Raw genomic sequence first — 5,623 nt, 5'->3', positions numbered from 1 at the left:
AGCACAATAAATATTATACAAAGCTTCACCATTAGTTAAGTTCTCTTCTGTATAAGGAAGTGGATTCTGTAAGTTCGCTTTCGCGGAAGCGTAACCTTCATTATTATCTTCATAATCGTAAGGCAACCATCCCCTTGAAACAGATCCTTCAACTGGTTTTTGAGCCTCTACATTATCTGGGAAAATCTCACCTTCTTGGTAGGTTTCATATCCTACAGATTCATACATATTGGGAAAATACTGTACACTTCGATTTGAAGCAGTATCTGCTGTATTATCCGATCCACAAGAAACTAAAAGTACTGTGGCAAATGTGTATAAGAACAATTTAAAATATCTTCTCATTAGTGTTCTTCTTTGTCAATTAATTTGATTTCTACCGCACCTGTATCATAAAGGAACTTAGTCGCTTCATCGATATCGGCACCATGAGCATCAACTTCCATTAAAAAGTGATCATCGGTTGTTCTTACGTCTGGATTTTCTGCTTTTTTAAATGGCCATAATCTACTTCTCATGTAAAAAGTAATTACCATTAGGTGAGCGGCAAAAAATACAGTAAGCTCAAACATAATAGGTACAAATGCAGGCATGTTTTCTAAATAAGAGAAACTAGGCTTACCACCTATGTCTTGCGGCCAATCTTCTATCATGATGTAATTCATCATAGCAGTAGCAACACATAATCCCACAATTCCATAAAGGAAAGCATTAATAGCAAGACGAGTGTCTGCAATTCCCATGGCTTTTTCAAGACCGTGTACTGGAAAAGGTGTAAACACCTCTTCTATATGATAGCGCTTTTCTCTAACTTGTTTTACTGCACTTAGCAAAACATCATCATCAGTATAAAAAGCATGTATAATTTTTGTTGACATAATATCTAAGTTCTACTCGTTAGGGTGTGCAATAGGATCTCCTGATGAAGCTCCAGCAGCGTTAGACGTCATCTTGTTTTCTCTCAATTTCTTGTACTTACTTCCACTTGTCTTTAAAATAGACTTCACCTCTGCTTGAGCAATTACAGGGAATGTTCTAGAGTATAATAAGAATAATACAAAGAAGAAACCGATAGTTCCAATGAAAATTCCAATATCTACAAATGTAGGTGAGAACATAGTCCATGAAGATGGAAGGTAATCTCTATGTAAAGATGTAACAATAATTACGAAACGCTCAAACCACATTCCAATGTTTACAACAATCGAAATTGCAAAAGAGAACATGATACTAGTTCTTAGTTTTTTGAACCACATGAATTGTGGTGAGAATACATTACAGGTCATCATGGCCCAGTAAGCCCACCAATAAGGTCCAGTAGCTCGATTTAAAAATGCATATTGTTCATATTCTACTCCAGAATACCAAGCTACAAACAGCTCTGTGATATAAGCCACACCAACTATGGAACCTGTAATCATAATTACGATATTCATCAATTCAATATGCTGAATAGTAATATAGTTTTCAAGACTCACCACCTTTCTCATAATAATAAGAAGCGTGTTTACCATCGCAAAACCAGAGAAGATTGCTCCTGCTACGAAATAAGGAGGGAAAATTGTCGTGTGCCATCCAGGTATAACCGAAGTTGCGAAGTCAAAGGATACAATCGTGTGTACAGAAAGTACTAATGGTGTTGCTAATCCTGCAAGGACTAAAGATACTTCTTCAAAACGCTGCCAGTCTTTTGCGCGTCCAGACCATCCAAAGGATAAAATACCGTAAATCTTTTTGTTAAATGGAGTTATTGCTCTATCACGTATCATAGCAAAATCTGGAAGCAAACCAGTCCACCAGAATACTAATGAAACTGATAAATACGTCGAAATTGCAAATACATCCCAAAGTAGTGGAGAGTTAAAGTTAACCCATAAAGAACCAAACTGGTTAGGAATAGGTAAAACCCAGTAGGCTAACCATGGACGTCCCATGTGTATAATAGGAAATAAACCTGCTTGAATAACCGAGAAAATCGTCATCGCCTCTGCAGAACGGTTAATAGCCATTCTCCATTTTTGACGGAATAACAATAGTACAGCCGAAATTAGTGTTCCTGCGTGACCAATACCTACCCACCAAACAAAGTTTGTAATATCCCAAGCCCATCCAATGGTTTTGTTCAATCCCCAAACTCCGATACCAGTCGAAATTGTGTATGTAATACATCCTAATCCATAAAGAAAGGCAATAAGAGCGATTGTAAATACAATCCACCATTGCTTATTTGCAACACCTTCTACTGGCGCTACTATATCTCTTGTTACATCAGAATATGTTTTATCTCCAGTAACGAGAGGTCTTCTTATGGACGCTTCATAATGAGCCATAATGTCTTGATTAGTTTTCCTTGTTAATTATACGTTTCTCACTTTAACCTGATACATCACATTAGGCTCAGTTCCCACTTCCTCTAATAGGTGATACATACGGTCTTGTTGTTTTACCTTAAATATTTCAGAGTCCTTATCATTAATATCTCCGAAAGTAATAGCTCCATTTGAACATGCATTTGAACATGCAGTAGCAAACTCGCCATCTTTGATCATACGACCGTCCTTCTTAGCTTCAAGAATAGTCATTTGTGTCATTTGAATACACATAGAACATTTTTCCATCACACCACGTGATCTTACAGTAACATCTGGATTGATAACCATTCTACCTAAGTCGTTATTCATGTGGTAGTCAAATTCATCATTCCCATTATATAAGAACCAGTTGAAACGACGCACTTTATAAGGACAGTTATTAGCACAGTAACGAGTACCTACACAACGGTTGTAAGCCATATGATTTTGACCTTGACGACCATGTGAAGAAGCTGCTACTGGACATACTGTTTCACAAGGCGCATGATTACAGTGCTGACACATGATAGGCTGGAAAGCAACTTGTGGATTATCTGCTGGGTTTTCTAACTCACCAAAACCTCCTAAAGAGCCATTATCTCCAAATAAACCGTCGAATCCATCTTTTTTAGCCTCATCAGCCTCAAAACTATCTTCAGAAGAATAGTATCTATCAATACGCAACCAGTGCATATCTCTTGATTTTCTAACTTCTCGTTTACCCACCACAGGAACATTGTTCTCTGCATGACAAGCTATAACACAAGCGCCACAACCAGTACATGCATTAAGATCGATAGACATATTAAAATGATGACCTACTGATCTATCAAAGCTATCCCAAAGATCAACATCTGGTGAAGTCACAGGAGTTTCTATATGATTTAAAGAGACCTCAGGAACTGGATTAAACTTATCCTTATCTCCAGTTCTATATGTAGCTAAATCAGTTTCACGAATAATATCGCGACCCATCATTGTATTTTGTAATTGTGTACAGGCAAACTCATGATTACCTCCAGCACCCTTTACAGACACCGCTTGAATCGCGCTTCCATTTTTATAAAATGGGTAAGCATTCACACCAGTTTGCATCTCTTCTTGGATAGCAGCAGTTTGACCGTATCCTAAAGCAATACCGATGGTTCCAACAGCTTGACCTGGCTGAATTAATGCTGGCAACTTACGCTCCACACCATCCATTGTTACGACAACATAAGAACCATCCAAAGCACCGTTTGCTACATTCTCATTAACCACTCCTAGAGACTCTGCGTCTGCTTGAGAAATAGTTACATAATTATCCCAAGTTGTTCTTGTAATAGGATCAGGCAATTCTTGTAACCATGGGTTATTTGCCATAGTTCCATCTCCTAAACCAGTTTTTGTATACAATGTCAACTCAAAACCTGAAGGTTTTTTAGCATTAGCCATTGCACTTAGTGCAGCAGCGTTACTTTGAGTACCCACATTCACATCAGAAGCAGTATCTCCTAATGATGCTGTACGGTAAAAACCATCTTGTAAGGACTTATTCCATGAAGCTCCTGAGGCTGCAGCTGTTTCCTTAAGGAAATCCTTATAATTTTGAGAACTACCTGACCACTTCAACAATGTATCTTGTAATTGACGCGTCTTGAAAATTGGTCTAATAGTAGGCTGTGTTAAAAACACATGCCCTTTCTTAATTTCTGTATCACCCCATGATTCTAAGAAATGAGGAGTAGTTGCCACGTAGTCACATTTCTCAGCAGTCGCGTTTAACGAGCTTGCAAAAGAAACTTTAAGTGCTACTTTTTGTAACGCTTTCGCGAAAGCGTCACTATTATTATAACTATATATAGGGTCAACGCCTGCGATAAATATAGCACCTATGCTACCATTATTCATATCGCCCACTAGATTTTCAAAACTAGAACGATTGCCTTGACGTGTCAAAATCGGTGCTTGAGTATCTATTATAGAAGAAGATAAAGCCTCATTAATAGCAAGAGTTAATTGTTGAGCACCTTGATCTGGAATACCGCAAAGCAACACACCTTTAGAACCAGCTCTTTTTAAACTGATTGCCGTTTGCTCAACAGACTTAGCTACCTTATCAGATAGCTTAACATTTGCAGAACCACCAACTATTTTGCTATATAAAGCAGCAAGAATATGCTTTTGCTCTGTAGGAGTTACTGGATACCTCTTATCTGCATTTGCTCCAGACAAAGTCATGTTAGACTCATACTGAACATGGTGAGACATCTTGCCATTTTTAGGAACTCTAGAAGAGGAGTACCCTTTATCAAATCCACCACCTTGCCAGTCACCTACAAAATCAGCACCTATACTTACAATAGTTTCAGCATTTGTAAAATCATAATCAGCAAGACCTCTTACTCCATATTTTGCTTGAAAAGCATTTAGAGAAGCATCTTCACTAACTGTATCATATGTTACAACACGTACGTTAGAATATTTTTGCTTTAGTTGTTCAATGATCTGATTAAAAGATGGACTTGCAAATGTCTGAGTTAAAACAACCAGCTCCTTACCATTAAGAGCACTTAACTTAGAAGCGACTTGCTTATCTAACTCTTCCCAAGTAGACTCTTCACCATTAACTAAAGGCGTTTTTAAGCGATTGTTATCATATAAAGATAAAACAGAAGCATGAGCGCGAGCGTTTGCATCACCTCTAAACTCAGCATCTCTATTACTTTCTATCTTAATAGGACGACCTTCTCTAGTTTTAACTAACACACTAGCAAAGTCATAACCATTTGCGATAGTTGTCGCATAATAGTTTGCCATCCCAGGGATAATCTGTTCTGGTTGATTAACGTAAGGAACAGAATAAATAACAGGTCCTTCACAAGCAGCAAGTGATGCTGCCGCAGTACTGAACCCAACATATTTCAAGAAATCTCTACGAGTGGTATTTGACTCCTCCATCGCTTGATCATTCCCTAAAAACTCATCTGTAGGAATAGAGCTCACAAACTCATTTTGCTCTAGATCTTTCACGATCTGATTGCTATCATCTAGCTGAGCAGTGCTTTTCCAGTATTTCTTAGTAGTAGCCATAAATCTCTAAAACTATTTTATTAGTAGTGGCATTTACCACATTCAAGTCCTCCCAAATCTGCAATGGTCAATTGACGACCACCACGAGCTTCAGAAAGTTCTTTATGAATTTGTTCATAATAACCATTACCCTGAAGATCTACATTAGTCTCACGGTGACAGTTAATACACCAGCCCAATGTCAATGGAGAATATTGATA

General features: G+C 37.9%; 3 protein-coding genes and 2 pseudogenes. All 5 read right to left on the bottom strand.

Annotated elements, in window-relative coordinates:
- Window positions 1-345, bottom strand: a pseudogene (locus A9Q93_RS13690) (cytochrome c); the annotation flags it as partial.
- Window positions 345-878: a DUF3341 domain-containing protein gene (locus A9Q93_RS13685; RefSeq protein ID WP_303687962.1), complete on the bottom strand. Its 534-nt coding sequence runs from the start codon at window positions 876-878 to the stop codon at window positions 345-347. The pseudogene A9Q93_RS13690 and the gene A9Q93_RS13685, both read right to left, overlap by 1 nt.
- A 12-nt stretch (window positions 879-890) precedes the next feature.
- On the bottom strand, window positions 891-2,330 hold the full coding sequence (gene nrfD, locus A9Q93_RS13680) for an NrfD/PsrC family molybdoenzyme membrane anchor subunit (protein WP_303687961.1): 1,440 nt from the start codon (window positions 2,328-2,330) through the stop codon (window positions 891-893).
- 27 nt (window positions 2,331-2,357) lie between these two features.
- Window positions 2,358-5,423, bottom strand: a complete 3,066-nt coding sequence (locus A9Q93_RS13675) for a TAT-variant-translocated molybdopterin oxidoreductase (RefSeq protein ID WP_303687960.1) — start codon at window positions 5,421-5,423, stop codon at window positions 2,358-2,360.
- Between the two features lie 20 nt (window positions 5,424-5,443).
- Window positions 5,444-5,623: pseudogene (locus A9Q93_RS13670) on the bottom strand (cytochrome C); the annotation flags it as partial.

Origin of the sequence: Nonlabens dokdonensis (genome assembly GCF_002162835.1) — a bacterium.
GTDB lineage: Bacteria > Bacteroidota > Bacteroidia > Flavobacteriales > Flavobacteriaceae > Nonlabens > Nonlabens dokdonensis_B.
This window is presented reverse-complemented; position numbering and strand designations above follow the sequence as displayed.